The sequence below is a fragment of the Alkalicella caledoniensis genome (assembly GCF_014467015.1).
Lineage (GTDB): Bacteria > Bacillota > Proteinivoracia > Proteinivoracales > Proteinivoracaceae > Alkalicella > Alkalicella caledoniensis.
Window position 1 is genome coordinate 2,417,767 of record NZ_CP058559.1, and the last position, 17,295, is coordinate 2,435,061.

Genomic DNA, 17,295 nt, shown 5'->3' on the forward strand with positions numbered 1-17,295 from the left:
GACAATGAGCAGTACTTTTATATTCCGCCCAAATGATCAAAAGAAAGAAGAGCCACAAAAGCCCGTGAATCAATCTCGCAAGATAGAAAATAAAGCTGTAAAGGAACAGATACTTTCAAAACTTAATCATAAGCTAAAAACTGATACAAATATTATCAATGAAGTGGATGAAAAGGTTGAAACAAAAGAAATATATGATACTGAGATTATAGATGAAAATGAAGTAAATATTGTTAACAATCAAGAACAGTCTTATTTAGAAAAAGAGAAGATTGAAAAAATAGAAAAAATAGAGAAAATAGAAGAAATAGAAGAAGGAACATTTTTTCAAGAGGAACTAAAGACTAAAGATCTGAGCCACAAAAGAAATAGCAACGAACAGTTGCTACTATTATTAGTGTTGTTAACTGTATTAAAGAGCCCTAAGAAAGACTTAGCATTAATAGGAACCTTACTAATTCTCTTAGTAAGCTAAAGTAAAAGGGATTCTTTAAAAAAAAGGAGGTGTTTTTATGTCTAAGAATAACTTAGACTTAAACAAGCTTATGGCTATGTTTGATGGCAACGAGGAGATGAAAGAAAAGATTAGCAAAATGAGTAAGTTACTGGGAGGGTCAGAGCAAAGTGAAAAAATTGGTGATTTAGTATCAGATCTTATGAAAAAAGAGAAGGATGACAATGATCAAGTAAAGATAGAAGCTAGGAATATAAATCACAATGAACCGTCCATAAATTTACTTCTTGCGCTAAGGCCTTTTTTGTCTGAAGAAAAGCAATGTCAATTAGATGAGTGTATTGAGCCTTTGAATATGACCTATTTAATCCGGCGAATGGGAGAGGTAAATACAGCAGTAAGAGGTAAAGATAGCTAGTATTAATTAAAGTAAAGTGTATAAAAAATAAGTGGGAAAAAAAGCTAATTAAGGCAAAGTCCTTAAGTAGCTTTTTCTTTTTTACCATGTGTAGAAAATATTTGCCAAACCAGGGCACAAAAAACTAAGCAAATGCCTATTTAAAGGGGATGGGGGCGCAAAATTACGTTGAAAACATAGTATATATCGAGCTCAAAATAAAAACAAAATCTCAAATACTAGCTAAAAATTGTACTTGTGGTCATTGGTTAATGATCGTCCGGACACAAGGTAGCTAGAAAAATTAAAGGGGGATTATTAATGAGTACAGAAGTTCAGCATCATCCACACCACCCGCATCATCCGAAAAAAAGAGACTTCCCACTAATTCTTATTCTATTACTTTTCTTCTTACAAGATGACGGTATAGGTTTCGATGACGATATACTACCAATCATCTTATTACTTTTCTTCTTCAACAAATAACAACAAGAGAATCGCTGTATAGTTTATACTATGCGGCGATTTCTCTTGTTGTTATTAAGTATGTAAAGGTAAATTAAAAAGAGAAGGCCCAGCCTTCTCTTTTTTAATTTATTTTAATTGTGTTAGTAATTTATCCTGTATTTCCTGAGTGAAAGAAAACTTTTTGAATTCTTCTTTTAACCAATCATGGGTTCTAAAATGAGGGCAGTATTTCCCAATCATTTTAGTTAAACCTTGCACATGGCCAATCTCGTCATTAATTATCTGCAAAAGTATCTCCTGAACTTCTGGAACTGGGATTTGGTTAATTCGTTGATAATAATTAGAAATTGCTCCCAGCTCTCCTTGTAAATTCACCTGCAGAATGTCACAAACTTTGTACTGATAATTGACATCAGCACCACTCCAATACCTTCTGTTAGAATCATAAACCCGAGGATCTATACCATACTGCTCAAGTATATGACCTAACATTTCAAAATGCTGCATTTCATTTAGCGAGAATTTTTCTAGCATTTGCGCTACATCTTTATGCTTAACAACAAAATAGTGATGGAAATACTGTAAAATGGCTGTTAATTCACTATCGGGGCCAGCATAATCGTCTAAGAGTAGATGAATGTTTTTTGGATGTTTTGTAATCAACTTGCTCACCTCCTTCTTTATTAAACAAGATATGATAAGGGAGGTAAGCTTGTATAATGTAAAAGCCCGATTTGTTGGAAAACATATTAAATTACTAGTTGCTATTATCTAGGAGAGGTCTAGGGGAAATACTGGCCGTGGGATCCAAAAGGGACTGGAAAAGGAAGATAGGCCCTAGCAATTTCTGTAAAGGAGGTTACATCTAGTATTAACAAATAGGTTTTACCTAATTCAGTATCAAGGATCATAGATAATACAACTCCTTCATCTTCTACTCTATTTTCTGGTGAAGGGATGAAGATAGGTTCGCCAGGATAATTATTCTCCATAAACCAATAATTGGAATAACTATTTTTAGTACTGAACTTTACCAACCTATTAGGGAAACCATTGGAGTTTTTAGCGTTCAGTCCGTATACATAGTTGTAAGCCTTACCGTTACATCTTTCATAGTTTAACCTTGGGAACTCAGCGAAATCTTCCCATATAGTTTCAGTTGTAACATTATTGCTGCCAAGCTGTAAGTGATATCTTATTATTTGAGGGGTAGGCAATAAAAAGTCTCCTTGCCGTAAATCCTCTAGATACAACGACCTTACAATTGTTGAATCTGAATATGCATCTATATCTACAACTACGTTACCATCAATTTCAAAACAATTTATATGATGGAAACCAAAGAAAGGCTCGCATTCAAACTTCCCAATGACTTTCCCGCTAATTTTGTCTATTATCAGAAAATGTGTACCACGTTCAGGTCTCCATTTTAAGTTATCAGCCACTGCACTACCTGTACGTAACAATCTAAAATGGTCCACTATAAGGGGGAATTGGGTTAAGATAATGTAGTTATCTGTCATGCCAAAACTGTGCATATAAGAAGGGTGCTTTACAGGAACGGAGGAGATAATTTTTCTTTTAGTACTACCTTCACTGATACTATATATATTGTAGCTACTAATCAATGAGAACTTGGTAATGTAGTTGAAAATTTGTTTATTCTTATAATCATAATGGGGGTGGACAGTTGTTAGGTGACCTTTGACTTTGTCGCCGTAACTAAATCTACCTAAAGTCCTCAGACTTAAAGGATCAAACTCAACCCTAGGAGGGGTCTCCGTCAAGGCAATATATTTATTATCTATTTTTGCTACGTTAACGCTGGCATTATCAGTAAAATGCCCAGTGGCGTTTCTTAGGATTCTACTTGGCATTGAGGTTTTGGGGAGGGTGGCAAACTCAGGGTATACAACCGTGCCCTTTATCATAGATTCTTTATAAGTACTTCCCCTAAGGAACTTATTGGTGTAAAGGATTTTCCCTTGATTGAAATCAAATCTATGGAGCATAGCTAATCCATCAAACCAATGGTTGTAACTATCCTTTTCTACTTCAAATTTTGCGGCACCATTTCGTATTAATGTACCTGTAAGCCACTGGGGTATATTCCCTTGAATTGGTAGAGCAATATTATCTATTTCTTCTTCTAATGTTGTAAAGCCAAGGGCTACGTTTATTTTCATAGAAATTCATCCTTTAACCATATATTTCAAAAATGTATGGAAGTGCTTTGTAAAAAAACCTACTATAGACACTACCACTATCTATTATGCCAAATATAGTTGTAACAATTACCACCAAACAGCCTCAAATATAATTAATACAAGGTTAATATTTTTATGCTACAATTAAAAGACAATATTATTAGAGATAGTTATAAAAGGCATTTTAGAGGTATAATGAAAAAATAGGGAGGGGTAGTCATGGAGAATAAGACAGTTGAAATACTGTTAGTGGAACTAAAGGATAGTAATAACTACAATTCAAAGAAACTATTGTTTGAACAAATAGCCATTGAATCTGCCATGGATAATGATGCAAAGAAAAAAGGATTGGTGATTTAGTAAACCATGAAGTTTAGAAGGAGTGTAAAGGAGAAAATAGTACTATAAAAGAAGCTTATAAGCTGAAAGGAAGCTAAAAATGGAAGGAACTATTAGAAGTAATATTAAGGTAGGAAGCATAGTATTGGTTGTTCAAAAGGAAGATCAAAGAACCGGCAAACTTACCGAGGGTACCGTAAAGAGAATTTTAACTAATTCCCCTCAGCACCATCACGGTATAAAAGTTATGTTGGAAAATGGCACTGTTGGTAGGGTAAAAGCTATTAAAAGCTAGATTTAATTATATGGAAGGCTGGGGAAGAGATGACAACACAGATTTATTATTTTACAGGTACAGGCAATTCTTTAAAAGTAGCCAAAGATATTGCACGGGAAATTGGAGATTGTACGTTAACTAGAATCACCAGTGAAGTTTCAGCAGGCGAACTTCAGTGTCAATCTGTGAGAATAGGTATAATTTTTCCTGTGTATTATTATGGGCTACCTATCATGGTAAAGAAATTTATCGAGAATTTTAACACCAATCCAAAGAATTATATCTTCGCTATTGCCACCTGTGGGGGCTCGGTGGGTGCTTCAATGAATCAAATAGAGATGCTACTAAGCCTCAAAGGACTGAGTTTATCGGCTGGATTTAGGATCGTCATGCCTGATAACTTTCAGTTGATGTATGGACCAGCTTCGGAGACAAAACAGCAAAAACTTTTTAAACAGCAAGAGAGTTTCACGAAAGACATGGTAGAGATTGTACGTGATAACCGTCTGATCCCGTTTAGAGAACAAGGCAAATATTTCACAAAAGTTTTAGGTGGGATTTTTTCTAAAACATTTAACCCTAAGGGAAAAGACCAAAATTTTTGGACACAGCAAAGCTGCAATGGCTGTGGCATTTGTGGAAAAGTGTGCCCAGCTGATAACATAGAAATTATACAAGGTAAACCAGTATGGAGGAACAACTGTGAACTATGCCTAGGTTGTATGCAATGGTGTCCTCAAAAAGCTCTACAGTACAAGCAAGGAACAGTTAAAAGGGCTAGGTACCAACATCCAGAAATTAAAGTAAAAGAATTATACTAAATATTCTTGGTGCTCTGTTTTCAGAATATACTTTGACACTATCTGAAACTAACAAAGTTTGCAAAGTTTTTTGAAATATGGTATAATTCATAAGTTAGTCAAGATGGTTGTTCCAACAACCTATTAATTATTAATAATCTGTTTGTAGTTTCAAAATTATAACGCTGCTATCATTTCTTATAAGGAGTCAGATGCTATCCTTTAATGTATATTAGAAAATTTCACAATCTAATAAATGAAAGTAAACTTATTCTATGTTGAATTTTCCACTCAGTAACTTAAAAATGATTATTTGCTAACATATCCATATGTTAGCTTTTTTATGTCTTGGAACGATAAAATAAAACCATATTAAAATAACACCATATTAAAATAACACTAACTAAATAAACAAAATTAAAGGAGGTGTCTTTATGACACATATAATATTTACACTTATTGGCTTGTTTTTAATAACAGCCCTTACTAATATTTTCGCTACTCTTAAGAGCATATTGCTTGCAAAAAAAATAATGAATCCAGTATACTTTTTAGTATTTGCAGATGCTATAATCTTCGCAACAGTACTAGGAAAGGTTACCAACTCAGAAGGGGTTCACTTCATAGTGGCCTATGCTTTAGGAAAAACCATGGGTGTTTTCATTGGAGGTAAGATTGAAGAAAAAATCGGATTAGGTATTTTAGAAGTAGACTTATTCTTAAACAACAAAGACAAGATGGTCCAAGTTGCAGAGAAGCTAAGGGAAGAAGGCTATACAGTTAACAACTACCTAGCTAGGGGTAATAACGGAGACAGAAGATACAAGGTAGAGGTTGTTATAAAAAGAAAAGAGTTCAAAATACTAGAAAGCATAATGGGCCAATGTGGTGTTACAGAACCAACCTTAAAAATAAAGAACTTAAATAAAGTAGAAGGTAAAATAACGACCACTAGACTAATTAAAGCCACTTAAAATTCTTAGTCAAAAAGTTAAAGCGCCCAATCTGGGAGCTTTAACTTTTTTTGAAAGAACGTTGATGTGTGAAGGGGATCAGGGGTGCACTTCTTGTAGATTTTTTAACTATTATATATCTAACAGAAGGTTAACTATTTTAGAGGAGACTTATTCTCCTTATGAGTAGGAGATTATAAAAGCAAGTTCTTTTATATGATATAGATGTTGTAAAGAGAAGATCAGAAAATTAACAGGGCGTTTTAAATATAAGTTTCTCCCACTAGGGTTACACACCTATATGCATATGACCTCTAGGAATTGATAAGACTAAAGGTAAAATATGCCTAAATTAGGAGGCCGAAAAGTGAGAGAAAGAAAGATTAAAGAACCAATCGTTGGCTTATCTAGCAATAAAAATGAGCAACAATCTATTATTCAGGGATTAGAACTGTTGCCCATAAAACAAATAATTACTCAAGGGGATAGAGTAGTTATCACACCTAACTGGGTGAAAGCAAATGACCCTAGTACCGGTACAGTAGTAGGGCCTCAAACCCTACAAGAACTAATAAGATATGTAAAAAGGTTTAATCCTAAAGAAATAATTATAGCCACTGGGTCCGGTGGTGATCAGACTACTAGTGTTTTTAAAAAAGTTGGCTATGATAAAGCTATCCAAGAAGAAGCAGTTAAATTTGTAGACTTAAATTTTGGTCCTTACGTGGATATAGACTTAGGCCATAGCATAATAAATAGGACAAAGATAAATAGTCTTATAGAAAATATGGATGTTTTAATTAGTTTTACTCAATTAAAACAACACGAAGAGGCAACAATGAGTGCTGCCATTAAAAATATTGCACTGGGGTGGCCCCCTGCAGAGATACATGGCTTTCCTAAAAAACAGACTGGTATCCATGAAGATTTACATGGATTTATTGTTGCCATGGCTAAGAAGATACCCATAGATCTATCCATTGTAAGTGTTGACAAGGGCATGATAGGAACAGGACCTTCTGATGGCAAGGCTGTGGACACAGAAGGGTTAACCATAGTATCAACTGACCCTGTAGCTGCCGATGCAATAGGTGGAAGGTTATTAGGATTCTTACCACAGGCCATTCAATACATATATGCTCTCTACAATGCTAAGGTAGGAGAAGCTGATCCTAACAACATGATAATTAAAGGTATGACACTAGAACAAGCAGAAAAAATATTCTCCAAAGCTGCCTATGGACAGGAGATTGTTTTAGATAAAGACAATAAAATAAAAGGAATGCATGGCAACATGCCCAAATGACGCCTTGATAAGGCGTTATTTTCCCGTTCTTGAATATTATTTATGGAATAACATTGACAATTATAGTTGTCAATGTTATTATGTATATGACAATAATATCTGTCATAATGACAAGCAAAAATGTCAGATTAAAAGAAAGGGGAATGAAAAATGCCACTTTTGAATCGACTAAAGGAGCATAGGGCCAGATTAGGTGTGAATCAAGCTGATCTAGGTAAGATGGCAGGAGTTTCAAGGCAAACTATTAGCCTGATAGAGAGAGGGGACTATTCCCCATCTATTACACTGGCACTGAAGCTTGCTAAAATATTTTCTGTAACTGTGGAAGAGATATTTGCTTATGAAGAAGAGGAGGGTGAATAATGAAGTTAAAGAATTCTTACTTGAAAATAATGCTTTGGATTTTGGGAGGCCTAATTATTGGTGTCGTGGGAGCAATCATAGGTAGCTATGGTATTGAAAAAGCTAGGGAAGGTTTGGAAGCTGCATCTAGTTTTCTTATAACTAATATATTCTGGATTCAACTAACAGTGGGTATTGGTTTTAGTATCATCTCAATAGCTAATTTCTACAAATCCAAAAATTTAATGTCAAATAGTGTAGGAGATGATACAGAGGATGATACAGATAATCTAGAAGAAAATATTGATATAAGGCAAGGTAAAGCATTGGTATTCAGCTCCATAAATTATATTGCTAGTTTTACACTCTTTGGTATTGCTATTGATCAAAATAACAATTGGTTCATAGGTTCCATAATTATTTTTCTGGGAGTTATATTCTTTTCATCATTCATGGATATTACTGTTGTTAATCTAGTAAAGAAGAGAGAACCTTTGAAAAAAGGGGATCCTGCGGAAATGAAGTTTGAAAAGGAATGGATTGATAGCTGCGATGAAGCAGAAAAATACATGATATACCAAGCATCATATAAAACTTTTACAATGATGAAATATACACTCTTAGGTGCACTGGTACTAACTGTAATATCTAAGCAGGCTTTCAACACTGGAAATTTTGCAATCGTACTAGTGGGGGCTCTATGGCTTGTACAAACAATATCTTTCAATGTTCAATCTGGTAAACAAGAAAACATAAAAGGAATTAGTAGTTGATTCTAAGGCTCAATAAGACTGGAGTAGATACATTCTCTAGTCTTATTTGTTTCTCTATAAAGATCTGACAGTTTTTAAAATAGGTCGTAGGGGGTGTACAGTATATAGGTTGATCAAATATGGAAAACATTTATGGTTGTGTAAATTAATCCCACGTTTGACACTTGATGATTAAATAAAGCCTGTAATCCCTTGAAAATAAAGGGTTTGTAGGCTTTAATTTTTGTCAAAAAAGTGAATAATGTTTTTTACTTCTTTGTATCTTTTAGAATCTTTTTCATCTTGCTTTTTGTTACAATTTGGTAGTCTGTGCGAAAGTCAAAGGCTTCATGTAAAGCATCGGTAAAATCGGTTCTAGTATATAAGGGCTCATATCCTTCTCCCTTAATTTCTTTGAAATTCATATCTCTTAATTCACTAATAATTTCATGACAGGTAAATTCCTCTTTAAGTCGCTTTTCTAGCATTCTATAGATGACTAAAGATATAAAGCATGTGCTGAAATGTGCTTCAATACGGTCATCTTTTTTTAAGAATACAGGTCTTGCTTTGAATTCACTTTTCATAATCCTAAAGCATTCCTCGATTTCCCATCTCCTGTGATTTACCTTAATTATTTCAGGTACATCATCCTCAAGATTTGTACAAACTCCATAAAAACCATCAAAAGCTTCTTCTTTTTGGATGATAGCTTGATCAATGCTGTATATTTCTTTCTTTGCAATTTCACCATCAGGAGTATAGCTCGTTTTATGAATAAATCTTTTGTAATCGTTAGCATTACATTTCTTGATTTTTGTCGGGTTTGTATCTATAGTCTTTTGAGCACGTTCTATTTGTGAGTTGCGGATTTTGCGCTGATAATCCCTGTATTTGATCGAATAAGTTACAATCAATCTTTGTTCAAAGCCATTTTCTTTGATCCAACGTTCTTTGAAATAGACCTTTGCACTTATTTTTGCTTTATCTTCAGGAGTAGCCTTATCTATCATTTCATCGAGTTCAGAAATATCATAGTTTTTTTTGCTGCCTGGAAGTTTCCAGCCATCAGGATCAAGAGCCCATTTCTTCAGGTGTGCTTTTAATTTTTTAATAGATTGTGTGGTAATAAAAGCTCGACCATCCTTGTCGTTAAACTTTCGATTAGCTTCTGAAGCCAACCCAGCATCTGTGCACACGATAAATTTAGAAAGCTCAAAATCAGAAACGATTTTCTTTTCCAATGGTTTTAGAGTCAGTTGCTCATTCATATTCCCCCTGTTAATGCTAAAAGCCAGAGGAATGCCATCCCCGTCCATGAATAGCCCCATTTGGACTATCGGGTTTGGTCTGTGTTCTTTTGACGGACCATACTGCTTTATACCATCTCCCTGCTCTATTTCAAAAAAGTAATTGGTGCAATCATAGTAAAGAACGCCGGTATTTCTTTTGGAGACCTTCAAGCTATTTTTGTACAAGGAGGACTGGATAAAGTCTGTCTCCTTAGCAAGAATTTCAAGAGCTCTGTATATTTGATGCAAATCATATTTGGGTTGTTCTATAAACTTTTTAGAAAGCTCATATGTAGCAAGTTTTGAAGAAGGGAAGATAATTCTACCGTAAATAAGCCTGGAAAGAATCGAGTCTAAATCAAAATCAAACTTATATTTTTGTGATATTTCCATACAAATCTTGTGTAGCCCAAGATCATGATATATTTTTTGCAGGAATAGGTAACCGCCGTTAAACAAGCGTGGTTCACCTTTATCAATAAGTTTTGAGGGGGAGTACTTTACAAGAACTTCCCTTTTTTCTTCCTTTTCTTTTTTGTTAAGTTCTTCTACGTAATTTTTTGCCCATTCTATGGGATCTTGGTCGATTAATTTTTTTTCTAAATCAGCAACGGTACCGAGCTTTTCAACAACTTTAGAAGAGCGCTTTCCATTTTCGTAAATAGACTTAACCACATATAAAGATGCGGCATTTTTTGAACTAACAATTTGTAGTCTCATTTTTTTACACCACCCTTACAAACAACTACTTATATCATAACACATTGTTAAACATTGTGCACTAAAAATATGTAAAGTTTGACAAAAAAATAAGCCTATATTAAGGCTTACAAGAACTTTTCATCTATTCAACTGTCAAAGACCCGAGTTGATTCTAAGGCTCAATAAGACTGGAGTAGATACATTCTCTAGTCTTATTTGTTTCTCTATAAAGATCTGACAGTTTTTAAAATAGGTCGTAGGGGGTGTACAGTATATAGGTTGATCAAATATGGAAAACATTTATGGTTGTGTAAATTAATGTATCATAATATAATAGTCACTATGATATTTATTTTAACTTTACCTAGATAAAGCATTAAAGTAAAAATATGATAAGAGGAGGCAGAAAATGAAAAAGCAACTAGGTATAACAACTAAAATCTTTATTGGACTAATTTTAGGCTTAATAACTGGAGTGCTACTTTACATGCTCCCACAAAGTACATTTAAAAGTGATGTAATCATTGATGGATTGTTCTTTTTAGTAGGACAAGTATTCTTAAGATCTATTTTGATGATGGTGGTACCTTTAGTATTTATATCTTTGGTAAATGGATCAGCAAGCATGGGTGACGTAAAAAAGCTTGGTAGGATAGGAGTTAAGACTGTACTGTTCTATCTAGTGACAACGGCAATTGCTATTTCTATAGCCTTGGCACTGGCATCTGTAGTTAACCCCGGAGTAGGTCTAGACCTATCTGACATTGTGACAAAAGAACCTATTATAAATGAAAGGGTTCCATTAGTGGAAGTTTTAATTGATATGATTCCTAGAAACCCAGTGGCAGCATTAACTAACGGCAACATGCTTCAGATAATTGTTTTTGCAGTATTTATGGGTGTAGGACTTTCTGCAATGGGAGAAAAAGCAAAACCAATTACTGGGATTTTTGATATATTAAATGACTTAATGATGAAAATGGTTAGCTATGTTATGCTTATAGCACCCTATGGAGTTTTTGCCTTAATTGCTAGAACTTTTGCTACAGAGGGCTTTGATGTAATGATTCCACTGTTGAAGTATATGTTAACAGTAGTAGCAGCACTATTGATTCACGCTGTAGTGACCTATGGCGGTATGCTTAAGGCATTTACAGGCTTAAGCTTTGGAAAATTTCTGAAAAATTTCATGCCTGCAGTTTCAGTAGCCTTTTCCACAGCCAGTAGTGGTGCAACCCTTCCTGTTACAATGGAGGTAGCTGAAGATAACCTAGGAGTATCTAAAAGTATTGCTTCTTTCACCCTTCCATTAGGTGCTACCATCAATATGGATGGAACGGCAATTATGCAAGGTGTTGCTACAATTTTTATCGCTCAGGTATATGGTATAGATTTAACATTCTCCGCAATACTGACAGTGATTCTAACAGCAACACTGGCATCCATAGGTACAGCTGGTGTACCAGGGGTAGGTCTAGTAATGCTATCAATGGTACTTTCCTCAATAGGACTACCTGTAGAAGGTATCGCCCTTATAATGGGTATTGATAGACTACTAGATATGACAAGAACCGCAATAAACATCACAGGTGATACTGTATGTACACTGATTATCGCTAAATCAGAAGGAGAATTTAACCAAGATATATTCGATTCAGAAGAAAATTCCTCAAATGTTAGTTTGCAATCTTAAATAAAAAAAGACTATAAAAAAAGAGCCGAGAATATGATATGATACCTCCAAAGTAGACAGTCTAATTAATTAAAATTAGATTATCTACTTGGAGGTATTTTTAATGGGAAGAAAACCAAAGTATAGTAAAGAAGTAAAAATCAAAGCTTGCAAGGATTATGAGAAAGGTCATAGTAGTTTTGTAGGAATTGCAGATGAAATTGGAACTACAAAGGAAGCTGTGCGTCAGTGGTATATCAGATATAAAGAACATGGATCTAGTGTATTTGATACATCAAGTAGAAACCAATCATATAGCAAGGAGTTTAAGTTGTCAGTAGTAGATGAATATTCATCAGGGAAATATTCAATGCCAGACTTAGTAGCTAAGTATAATATTACTTATTCTGTATTAAGAGGATGGATTACTAAATGGTATAATGGTATAGAAATAGAGGATTACGATCCTAAGGGGGATGTCTATACTATGAAATCTAGAAAAACTACATTTGAAGAGAGATTAGAGATAGCAAAATGGGTTATCAAAAATAATATGAGCTACAAAGTTGCGGCTGACAAGTATTCAATTACTTATGCGCTCGTATATAAATGGACAAGAGCATATATAGACAAGGGACCAGAAGCACTAAAGTATCAAAAGCGTGGACCAAAGCTCAAATCTGAAATTGATGAAAATAATTTAACTGATGTTGAAAAATTAAAACTTGAACTTGAAAAAGAAAAGGCATTGAGAAAAAGAAGAGAATTTGAACTCGAAGTTCTTAAAAAAAAAGAGGAATTCGAAAGGCAACTTCGCTCTCGAAAGTAAGACATGAAGCAGAATACAAAACAGTAGTTTTTTTTAAAGATCAAGGTTATGCAGTGACCAAAATATGCGAATTTCTAAATATCTCAAGAAGTGCATACTACAAACATAAAAAACGTGTGAAACCTGAAAAAGAAAAACAAGATGAATTATTATGTTCACTAATTAATGAATATCATATAACTTTTGATGGGATTTTAGGCTATAGAAGAATGGCTATGTTCATTAACAAACTAAATCATAAGTCATTCTCAGAAGGGTATATACATAGACTTATGAATCTTTTAGGTATTACAGCCAGGATTAGAAGAAAGAAAGTTAATCGTAAGAGAACAAAACCAGAATATACGAAAGAAAATATTTTATCAAGAGACTTTACTACTGAGGCTCCTAATGAGAAATGGCTTACAGATGTAACTGAATTCTCAATTCCTGGAGATAGTAGAAAGCTTTATTTAAGCCCAATTATGGATCTTTATGATAATAGTATTATTGAATATAAACTTTCCTTCAAAAATAATAATCATCTTGTATTTGACATGTTTGATAAAGCAATAGAAAAGTATCCTGATGCAAAGCCGATATTTCACAGCGATAGAGGCTTTCAATACACAGGTAATATCTTTAGAGATAAAATCCAGGAAGCTGGTATGACTCAAAGCATGTCGAGGGTTGGCAAGTGTATAGATAACGGGCCTATGGAAGGTTTTTTTGGAGTTTTGAAAGCTGAAATGTTTTACGGAAAAAAGTTTAAGTCACTTGAAGAACTTAGGTGGAAAATAGTTGAATATATTAAGTTTTACAACGAAAAAAGATTTCAAAAAAGACTAAGATGCATGGCTCCTTTAGAATATAGAAACCATGCATCAAAATGTGCATAAATTTTAATTTAATTAACTGTCTACTTGACAAAGGTCAGTTCAATATATCGGCTCCTTTTTTTTATACAGGAAAAAAATATAATATGTAGAATAATATAAACTAGAATCTCTAAAGGGGGATGGATATGAACGATAAAATAAACATACTGGTAGTAGAAGATGATCTGGATATAAACAAATTGCTATGCAAGATATTAGAAAGACAAGGCTACAATGTAATACCTGCATTTTCAGGTTCTGAAGCAAAATTATGTCTAGAGCATTACAATTTCCAAATAATGCTACTAGACCTCATGTTACCAGGGACAACAGGAGAGGAAATAATTCCTTATTTAAGAACTCATAGTAATATACCTATTATAGTCATATCAGCAAAAATAGCCCAAGAGTCAAAAATTGGTGTACTAAAACTTGGAGCAGATGACTTTATAAATAAACCCTTTGATATAAATGAAGTACTAGCACGGATAGAAGCACAGCTGAGACGGTATATCCATTTTTCTCAAGTAAAAGCAGTAACCAACATCATATCTCATAAAAACTTAATTCTAAATAGGGAATCACTAGAAGTAAGTGTGTTTGGTAAACTAATACCCCTTACAGTAAAGGAGTTCGCCATACTTGAACTAATAATTAAACACCCTAAAAAAGTATTTACAAAGGCAAACATCTTCGAGGCAGTATGGAAGGACCCTTATCTAGGTGATGATAACACCGTTAATGTTCATATTAGTAACCTGCGTTCTAAACTTACCAAAGCAGACCCAACCACAGAATACATACAGACTATCTGGGGGATAGGATTTAAGATAAAAGAGTAAACTTAAGGCTTTCTTAAGTTTTTCTTTACGTTATCTTGGAGACTATTGTATAAAATATAGTCAAACAACAAAAGGGGGACTTACCATGAAAGAAGTTGTTGTAAGGACTAAGAACTTAACTAAAAGATATAAGAACTTAACAGCAGTAGACAATGTTAATTTAGAAGTCTCAAAGGGTGAAATTTACGGACTAGTAGGTAAGAATGGTGCAGGCAAGACAACCCTGCTTAGGATGTTAAGTGGTTTGACAATACCTAACAGTGGGGTTATTGAGATATTTAATCAAACCTCCAAGGCGGGGCTAAATACTGCGAGGATGAAGTCAGGAATAATGATTGGTAAACCAAACTTTTTTCCTTACTTTACACCTAAGAAAAATCTAGAATACTATCGGATTCAATGGGGGATTGTGGAAAGAAAAGTTGTTGATGAGGTTTTAGAATTAGTAGGACTTGAGGATGTTAAAGATAAACTGTTTAAAAACCTTTCTCTTGGTATGAAGCAACGGTTAGGACTGGCATTAGCAATCATGGGAAACCCAGATTTATTGATACTAGATGAGCCTACTAATGGTGTAGACCCAGAAGGGATATTGCAATTTAGAGAAATACTGAAGAAACTTAGCAGGGATAGAAACGTAACTATAGTAATAGCCAGTCATATATTGGCAGAACTGGACCAATTGGCTGATACCTATGGTATTATTCATAACGGAAAATTATTAGTACAGATTGAATCAAAAGAGCTAGAAAAAAAGTATAAGCAGTACTTAGTAATAAAAACAAAGGATACAGCTAAATCAACAGTTGTAATGGAGAAACAACTAAATACAACTAGCTACGAGATATTAAATGATAACGAAATACACTTATATGAACACGTGAATAACCCCGAAGAAGTAAATGAATTACTTGTGAAAAATGGTATTCAAATCTCCACCATAACCAAATCAAGTATGACTATAGAAAAGTACTTTATCGAAATGACAGGGAGGAATAAAGATGCTTAACTATATAAAATCTGAGTTCTATAGAATTTTTAATAGATTAGATTATTGGATATTTACTGGTATTATAATAGTAGGAGTTATAACAGTTGAACTTATCTTAAGGATAGTATTTCCTGACCAAAGCAATATACTAGGGCCTATGTTTAATATCCTAAACCTCATAACATCTCCCATAATTATTTTTGGTTTCTCTGTGGAGGTGATTACCATGGTAACAAGTGAAGAAAATGATTACCTTACTTTAAAGAATATTGTTTCCCATGGTCTTTCCAGGGAAAAAATTGTTATATCAAAGTTGATTGTATCTACAATAGTTGTATTAAAAGCTTTGCTTATATTTGTCCTTATTCTGCTTTTTAGTAACATGATAGTTAGGGGGAGAGCTGAGTTTTTAAGTGGAGAAGTTCTCATGATAATACTGGTAAAATCCATGGCAGTACTGTTTTTATGGGTAGGAGTTATTTCTATGGCAAACTTTGTTGCCCAGGTTAGTAAAAATACCAAGATATTTGCCTTAGCATTCGGGATCACTTTCTGGTTAATGCATTCTTTTTTCAACGACCTTTTTAATGCCTCAGGAGGACTTAATTCAGCAACGAATCTATTGATTACTAAACATCTATCACAACTATCTTCTTTAACATTTAGAATTACACCGAACCCCATAGAGTTCAGCATCATTGGATTTTCCCATGAACATTTGATTATACCTATACTCGTAGGATTGGGGTATACAGTATTTTTTACTGTCCTGAGTATTGCTTTCTTTAGGAGAAAAGAAGTTAGATAACGAGGAGTGACAATATGGAACAAGGGATTATTGTATTACTTGCTATACTATTATGTTTCTTTGTCATTCTGTACTTTTTACAGCAAAGGGGCATCAAAAGTATAAGAAAAATGTTAAGTGAAGTCAACCACAATGAATCAAACTCGAGACTTTTAATTTCACATCCAGATAAACATTTAGAGGAGTTAGTTTTAGAAATAAATAAAGTTATAGATAAGAAACAAATCAGTGAGGTAGAGTCGAAAAAAATGGAAGTAGAAATCAGGCAAGCCATTGCAAACATGTCCCATGATTTGAGAACACCCTTGACATCCATAGTGGGCTATATGGAATTTATAGATGACGAAAATTTGCCATTTGAAGAGAAAAAAGACTATATTAATGTAGTTAAAAAAAGGGCACAGTCCTTGCAAAGTTTGATAACTAGCTTTTATGATTTAGCAAGACTGGAGGCAAATGAATATAAGTTTGACGTTAAAGAAACTAGATTAGATGAAGTACTGGCTGATATCCTAAGCTCATACTACAGAGAATTCAATGAGTTGGGAATTGAGCCTATGGTTAAAATAGATGAAAAGACACCAGGGATAAGAGCAGATGAAAGGGCTGTAAGAAGAATTTTTTCTAATATACTAGATAATATTTTGAGATATGGAAATGAGCCAGTTACGATACTATTGGCAATGGAAGGTAACTATATATCAACAAAGTTCACAAATATGTCCTATGATTTGACTAAAGCAGATTCAGAACAGATTTTCCAAAGATTTTTTACTGCAGACCGTACAAGAGGTGGGAAGGGTACGGGTCTTGGCCTTGCCATTACAAAAGAACTAGTAGAACAAATGGGCCATGAAATCTCTGCTTGTCTAAAGGGAAATGAACTTACTATACTGTTAAAATGGAAACTAAGTTGAAAAAGAGCTGTTGTAAAATGATTAGCAACATTTTTTTATAGTGGCTTTCAATTATGACTCAACCTTTAAAATATTAACAATAACAATTAT

20 protein-coding genes are annotated in these 17,295 nt (G+C 33.9%); 17 read left to right on the plus strand and 3 right to left on the minus strand.

Annotation, left to right across the window (positions count from 1 at the left end; genetic code table 11):
* The first annotated feature begins 4 nt into the window (after positions 1-4).
* The 3 genes from HYG86_RS11950 (at position 5) to HYG86_RS11960 (ending at position 1,337) form a co-directional block, all read left to right on the plus strand.
* On the plus strand, positions 5-475 hold the full coding sequence (locus tag HYG86_RS11950; protein ID WP_213165791.1) for a hypothetical protein: 471 nt from the start codon (positions 5-7) through the stop codon (positions 473-475).
* Positions 476-512: 37 nt separating this feature from the next.
* Positions 513-872, plus strand: a complete 360-nt coding sequence (locus HYG86_RS11955) for a hypothetical protein (RefSeq protein WP_213165792.1) — start codon at positions 513-515, stop codon at positions 870-872.
* Between the two features lie 300 nt (positions 873-1,172).
* Positions 1,173-1,337 carry a hypothetical protein gene (locus HYG86_RS11960; RefSeq protein ID WP_213165793.1) on the plus strand — a complete coding sequence of 55 codons (165 nt, stop codon included), beginning with the start codon at positions 1,173-1,175 and terminating at the stop codon, positions 1,335-1,337.
* 108 nt (positions 1,338-1,445) lie between these two features.
* On the opposite strand, the gene HYG86_RS11965 is transcribed toward HYG86_RS11960, so the two are convergent.
* Both HYG86_RS11965 and HYG86_RS11970 read right to left on the minus strand, forming a co-directional pair.
* Positions 1,446-1,982 (minus strand): ferritin-like domain-containing protein, encoded by a 537-nt coding sequence (locus HYG86_RS11965; RefSeq protein ID WP_213165794.1) that lies wholly within the window; start codon positions 1,980-1,982, stop codon positions 1,446-1,448.
* A gap of 119 nt (positions 1,983-2,101) precedes the next feature.
* Entirely contained in the window at positions 2,102-3,505 is a 1,404-nt protein-coding gene (locus HYG86_RS11970; RefSeq protein ID WP_213165795.1) for a carotenoid oxygenase family protein, read from the minus strand.
* A gap of 240 nt (positions 3,506-3,745) precedes the next feature.
* Between HYG86_RS11970 and HYG86_RS11975 the strand changes: the two genes are divergently transcribed.
* The 7 genes from HYG86_RS11975 (at position 3,746) to HYG86_RS12005 (ending at position 8,316) form a co-directional block, all read left to right on the plus strand.
* Complete coding sequence (locus HYG86_RS11975) at positions 3,746-3,886, plus strand: hypothetical protein (protein WP_213165796.1); 141 nt, start codon at positions 3,746-3,748, stop codon at positions 3,884-3,886.
* Between the two features lie 79 nt (positions 3,887-3,965).
* The gene (locus tag HYG86_RS11980) at positions 3,966-4,160 is read left to right on the plus strand and encodes a YwbE family protein (protein WP_213165797.1); all 195 of its coding nucleotides are present in this window, start codon (positions 3,966-3,968) and stop codon (positions 4,158-4,160) included.
* Between the two features lie 29 nt (positions 4,161-4,189).
* Positions 4,190-4,963, plus strand: a complete 774-nt coding sequence (locus HYG86_RS11985; protein ID WP_213165798.1) for an EFR1 family ferrodoxin — start codon at positions 4,190-4,192, stop codon at positions 4,961-4,963.
* 413 nt (positions 4,964-5,376) lie between these two features.
* Positions 5,377-5,916 carry a DUF5698 domain-containing protein gene (locus tag HYG86_RS11990; protein ID WP_213165799.1) on the plus strand — a complete coding sequence of 180 codons (540 nt, stop codon included), beginning with the start codon at positions 5,377-5,379 and terminating at the stop codon, positions 5,914-5,916.
* A gap of 346 nt (positions 5,917-6,262) precedes the next feature.
* Complete coding sequence (locus tag HYG86_RS11995) at positions 6,263-7,201, plus strand: DUF362 domain-containing protein (protein ID WP_246451763.1); 939 nt, start codon at positions 6,263-6,265, stop codon at positions 7,199-7,201.
* 150 nt (positions 7,202-7,351) lie between these two features.
* The gene (locus HYG86_RS12000; protein ID WP_213165801.1) at positions 7,352-7,564 is read left to right on the plus strand and encodes a helix-turn-helix transcriptional regulator; all 213 of its coding nucleotides are present in this window, start codon (positions 7,352-7,354) and stop codon (positions 7,562-7,564) included.
* Positions 7,564-8,316: a DUF3169 family protein gene (locus HYG86_RS12005; protein ID WP_213165802.1), complete on the plus strand. Its 753-nt coding sequence runs from the start codon at positions 7,564-7,566 to the stop codon at positions 8,314-8,316. The genes HYG86_RS12000 and HYG86_RS12005 overlap by 1 nt, the downstream gene beginning before the upstream one ends.
* A 248-nt stretch (positions 8,317-8,564) precedes the next feature.
* Here the strand turns inward: HYG86_RS12005 and HYG86_RS12010 are convergent, their stop codons facing one another.
* A complete protein-coding gene (locus HYG86_RS12010; RefSeq protein ID WP_213165411.1) occupies positions 8,565-10,307 on the minus strand; it encodes an IS1634 family transposase in 1,743 nt (580 codons plus the stop codon).
* 391 nt (positions 10,308-10,698) lie between these two features.
* Here HYG86_RS12010 and HYG86_RS12015 point away from each other — a divergent pair, with 391 nt between their 5' ends.
* The 7 genes from HYG86_RS12015 (at position 10,699) to HYG86_RS12045 (ending at position 17,205) form a co-directional block, all read left to right on the plus strand.
* The gene (locus HYG86_RS12015; protein WP_213165803.1) at positions 10,699-11,982 is read left to right on the plus strand and encodes a dicarboxylate/amino acid:cation symporter; all 1,284 of its coding nucleotides are present in this window, start codon (positions 10,699-10,701) and stop codon (positions 11,980-11,982) included.
* Positions 11,983-12,085: 103 nt separating this feature from the next.
* On the plus strand, positions 12,086-12,790 hold the full coding sequence (locus tag HYG86_RS12020; protein ID WP_213165804.1) for a helix-turn-helix domain-containing protein: 705 nt from the start codon (positions 12,086-12,088) through the stop codon (positions 12,788-12,790).
* Entirely contained in the window at positions 12,760-13,668 is a 909-nt protein-coding gene (locus HYG86_RS12025) for an IS3 family transposase (RefSeq protein ID WP_213169109.1), read from the plus strand. Before HYG86_RS12020 ends, HYG86_RS12025 begins: the two co-directional genes overlap by 31 nt.
* 125 nt (positions 13,669-13,793) lie before the next feature.
* Entirely contained in the window at positions 13,794-14,489 is a 696-nt protein-coding gene (locus HYG86_RS12030) for a response regulator transcription factor (RefSeq protein ID WP_213165805.1), read from the plus strand.
* An 85-nt stretch (positions 14,490-14,574) separates the two neighbouring features.
* Positions 14,575-15,498 carry an ABC transporter ATP-binding protein gene (locus HYG86_RS12035; protein WP_213165806.1) on the plus strand — a complete coding sequence of 308 codons (924 nt, stop codon included), beginning with the start codon at positions 14,575-14,577 and terminating at the stop codon, positions 15,496-15,498.
* Positions 15,491-16,288: a hypothetical protein gene (locus HYG86_RS12040; protein WP_213165807.1), complete on the plus strand. Its 798-nt coding sequence runs from the start codon at positions 15,491-15,493 to the stop codon at positions 16,286-16,288. Before HYG86_RS12035 ends, HYG86_RS12040 begins: the two co-directional genes overlap by 8 nt.
* A gap of 14 nt (positions 16,289-16,302) precedes the next feature.
* Complete coding sequence (locus tag HYG86_RS12045) at positions 16,303-17,205, plus strand: sensor histidine kinase (RefSeq protein ID WP_213165808.1); 903 nt, start codon at positions 16,303-16,305, stop codon at positions 17,203-17,205.
* Positions 17,206-17,295: the final 90 nt, after the last annotated feature.

Bases quoted from the DNA above. Each gene is read 5' to 3' on its own strand.
- HYG86_RS11950 (WP_213165791.1), top strand. From the start codon at position 5: ATGAGCAGTACTTTTATATTCCGCCCAAATGATCAAAAGAAAGAAGAG.
- HYG86_RS11955 (WP_213165792.1), top strand. From the start codon at position 513: ATGTCTAAGAATAACTTAGACTTAAACAAGCTTATGGCTATGTTTGAT.
- HYG86_RS11960 (WP_213165793.1), top strand. From the start codon at position 1,173: ATGAGTACAGAAGTTCAGCATCATCCACACCACCCGCATCATCCGAAA.
- HYG86_RS11970 (WP_213165795.1), bottom strand. From the start codon at position 3,505: ATGAAAATAAACGTAGCCCTTGGCTTTACAACATTAGAAGAAGAAATA.
- HYG86_RS11975 (WP_213165796.1), top strand. From the start codon at position 3,746: ATGGAGAATAAGACAGTTGAAATACTGTTAGTGGAACTAAAGGATAGT.
- HYG86_RS11980 (WP_213165797.1), top strand. From the start codon at position 3,966: ATGGAAGGAACTATTAGAAGTAATATTAAGGTAGGAAGCATAGTATTG.
- HYG86_RS11985 (WP_213165798.1), top strand. From the start codon at position 4,190: ATGACAACACAGATTTATTATTTTACAGGTACAGGCAATTCTTTAAAA.
- HYG86_RS11990 (WP_213165799.1), top strand. From the start codon at position 5,377: ATGACACATATAATATTTACACTTATTGGCTTGTTTTTAATAACAGCC.
- HYG86_RS12000 (WP_213165801.1), top strand. From the start codon at position 7,352: ATGCCACTTTTGAATCGACTAAAGGAGCATAGGGCCAGATTAGGTGTG.
- HYG86_RS12005 (WP_213165802.1), top strand. From the start codon at position 7,564: ATGAAGTTAAAGAATTCTTACTTGAAAATAATGCTTTGGATTTTGGGA.
- HYG86_RS12010 (WP_213165411.1), bottom strand. From the start codon at position 10,307: ATGAGACTACAAATTGTTAGTTCAAAAAATGCCGCATCTTTATATGTG.
- HYG86_RS12015 (WP_213165803.1), top strand. From the start codon at position 10,699: ATGAAAAAGCAACTAGGTATAACAACTAAAATCTTTATTGGACTAATT.
- HYG86_RS12020 (WP_213165804.1), top strand. From the start codon at position 12,086: ATGGGAAGAAAACCAAAGTATAGTAAAGAAGTAAAAATCAAAGCTTGC.
- HYG86_RS12030 (WP_213165805.1), top strand. From the start codon at position 13,794: ATGAACGATAAAATAAACATACTGGTAGTAGAAGATGATCTGGATATA.
- HYG86_RS12035 (WP_213165806.1), top strand. From the start codon at position 14,575: ATGAAAGAAGTTGTTGTAAGGACTAAGAACTTAACTAAAAGATATAAG.
- HYG86_RS12040 (WP_213165807.1), top strand. From the start codon at position 15,491: ATGCTTAACTATATAAAATCTGAGTTCTATAGAATTTTTAATAGATTA.
- HYG86_RS12045 (WP_213165808.1), top strand. From the start codon at position 16,303: ATGGAACAAGGGATTATTGTATTACTTGCTATACTATTATGTTTCTTT.